2 protein-coding genes are annotated in these 1,914 nt (G+C 67.5%); one reads left to right on the top strand and one right to left on the bottom strand.

Going from position 1 to position 1,914, the window contains the following annotated elements; all coding sequences use genetic code 11:
• Positions 1–29 precede the first annotated feature (29 nt).
• A complete protein-coding gene (gene nadA, locus ACFTZL_RS44435) occupies positions 30–1,214 on the bottom strand; it encodes a quinolinate synthase NadA (RefSeq protein ID WP_382596213.1) in 1,185 nt (394 codons plus the stop codon).
• Positions 1,215–1,497: 283 nt separating this feature from the next.
• Between nadA and ACFTZL_RS44430 the strand changes: the two genes are divergently transcribed.
• The gene (locus ACFTZL_RS44430; protein ID WP_189724605.1) at positions 1,498–1,854 is read left to right on the top strand and encodes an iron-sulfur cluster assembly accessory protein; all 357 of its coding nucleotides are present in this window, start codon (positions 1,498–1,500) and stop codon (positions 1,852–1,854) included.
• Positions 1,855–1,914: the final 60 nt, after the last annotated feature.

Here is a 1,914-nt window from a genome sequence, read left to right as displayed (position 1 = left end):
GGTGGGGCCTCCGTCGTGCGGAAGGACCGTTACGGCAGCGCCAGCATCCGCTCCAGTGCCAGCTTCGCGAACGCCTCGGTCTCCTTGTCCACCTCGATGCGGTTGACGAGGTTGCCCTCGGCCAGGGACTCCAGGGCCCAGACCAGGTGGGGGAGGTCGATGCGGTTCATCGTCGAGCAGAAGCAGACCGTCTTGTCGAGGAAGACGATCTCCTTGCCCTCCGGTGCGAAACGGTTCGCCAGGCGGCGGACCAGGTTCAGCTCCGTGCCGATGGCCCACTTGGAGCCGGCCGGCGCGGCCTCCAGGGCCTTGATGATGTACTCCGTCGAGCCGACGTAGTCCGCCGCGGCCACGACCTCGTTCCTGCACTCGGGGTGGACCAGGACGTTCACGCCCGGGATGCGCTCGCGCACGTCGCGCACCGAGTCGAGGCTGAAACGGCCGTGCACCGAACAGTGGCCGCGCCACAGGATCATCTTGGCGGCGCGCAGTTCCTCGGCCGTCAGCCCGCCGTTCGGCTTGTGCGGGTTGTAGAGGACGCAGTCCTCCAGGGACATGCCCATGTCCCGTACGGCGGTATTGCGGCCGAGGTGCTGGTCCGGCAGGAAGAGCACCTTCTCGCCCTGCTCGAAGGCCCAGTCCAGGGCCCGCTTCGCGTTCGAGGAGGTGCAGATCGTGCCGCCGTGCTTGCCCGTGAACGCCTTGATGTCGGCGGACGAGTTCATGTACGAGACGGGCACGACCTGCTCGGCTATGCCGGCCTCGGTCAGCACGTCCCAGCACTCGGCGACCTGCTCGGCCGTCGCCATGTCGGCCATCGAGCAGCCGGCGGCGAGGTCGGGCAGGACGACCTTCTGGTCTTCGGAGGTCAGGATGTCCGCGGACTCGGCCATGAAGTGCACACCGCAGAACACGATGTACTCGGCCTCCGGGCGGGCGGCGGCGTCCCGGGCCAGCTTGAAGGAGTCACCGGTGACGTCGGCGAACTGGATGACCTCGTCGCGCTGGTAGTGGTGGCCGAGCACGAAGACCTTGTCCCCGAGCTTCTCCTTCGCCTTGCGGGCGCGCTCCACCAGGTCCGGGTCGGACGGCGAGGGCAGGTCGCCGGGGCACTCCACGCCGCGCTCGCTCTTCGGGTCGGCCTCACGGCCGAGGAGCAGCAGGGCGAGGGGCGTCGGCTGAACGTCGAGCTCCTGGGGCTGGGCGGTGGTCACGACACGCACCCTTTCTGTTTCCGCGACTTCTCGTCGATTTGACGCTATCTATCATAACCGCTTCACGTCACGTTGACGATGGCCATAGCGTCTGTGTGACGTGAATCCCGGTGAGCCGCCGTTCATTCCCGGGAACACCGGGAAAGAGCCGTTTTCCGGTTCCCGGCGCGTGTGCGAGCATGAAACGAAGCCGTAAAACGAGCGCCAGGCCCGGAATGAATCCGCGGCCCCGCCGGTTGGACCGGTCGGCAAGCAGTCTCCGTACAACCCGGGAGAGATGTAGATGTCCGTATCGGACGAGACCACCACCGTCAGCGACGGCATCATCCTGACCGACGCCGCCGCGGACAAGGTCAAGACCCTGCTCGACCAGGAAGGTCGCGAAGACCTCGCGCTGCGCGTCGCCGTCCAGCCCGGCGGCTGCTCCGGCCTGCGCTACCAGCTCTTCTTCGACGAGCGTTCCCTCGACGGCGACGTGGAGAAGGACTTCGGCGGTGTGAAGGTCGTCACCGACCGCATGAGCGCCCCGTACCTGGGCGGTGCCACGATCGACTTCGTGGACACGATCGAGAAGCAGGGCTTCACGATCGACAACCCGAACGCGACCGGCTCCTGCGCCTGCGGCGACTCCTTCAGCTAGGCCTGCCGGGCCGCCACCGGCGGCAGCGGACATGACGAAGGCGGCGGCCCCCTCCGACGG

Origin of the sequence: Streptomyces sp. NPDC056948 (assembly GCF_042674225.1) — a bacterium.
Lineage (GTDB): Bacteria > Actinomycetota > Actinomycetes > Streptomycetales > Streptomycetaceae > Streptomyces > Streptomyces purpurascens.
Note: the sequence above shows the minus strand (reverse complement) of the source record. Positions and strands in the feature narration are given on the sequence as shown.

Bases quoted from the DNA above. Each gene is read 5' to 3' on its own strand.
- ACFTZL_RS44430 (WP_189724605.1), top strand. From the start codon at position 1,498: ATGTCCGTATCGGACGAGACCACCACCGTCAGCGACGGCATCATCCTG.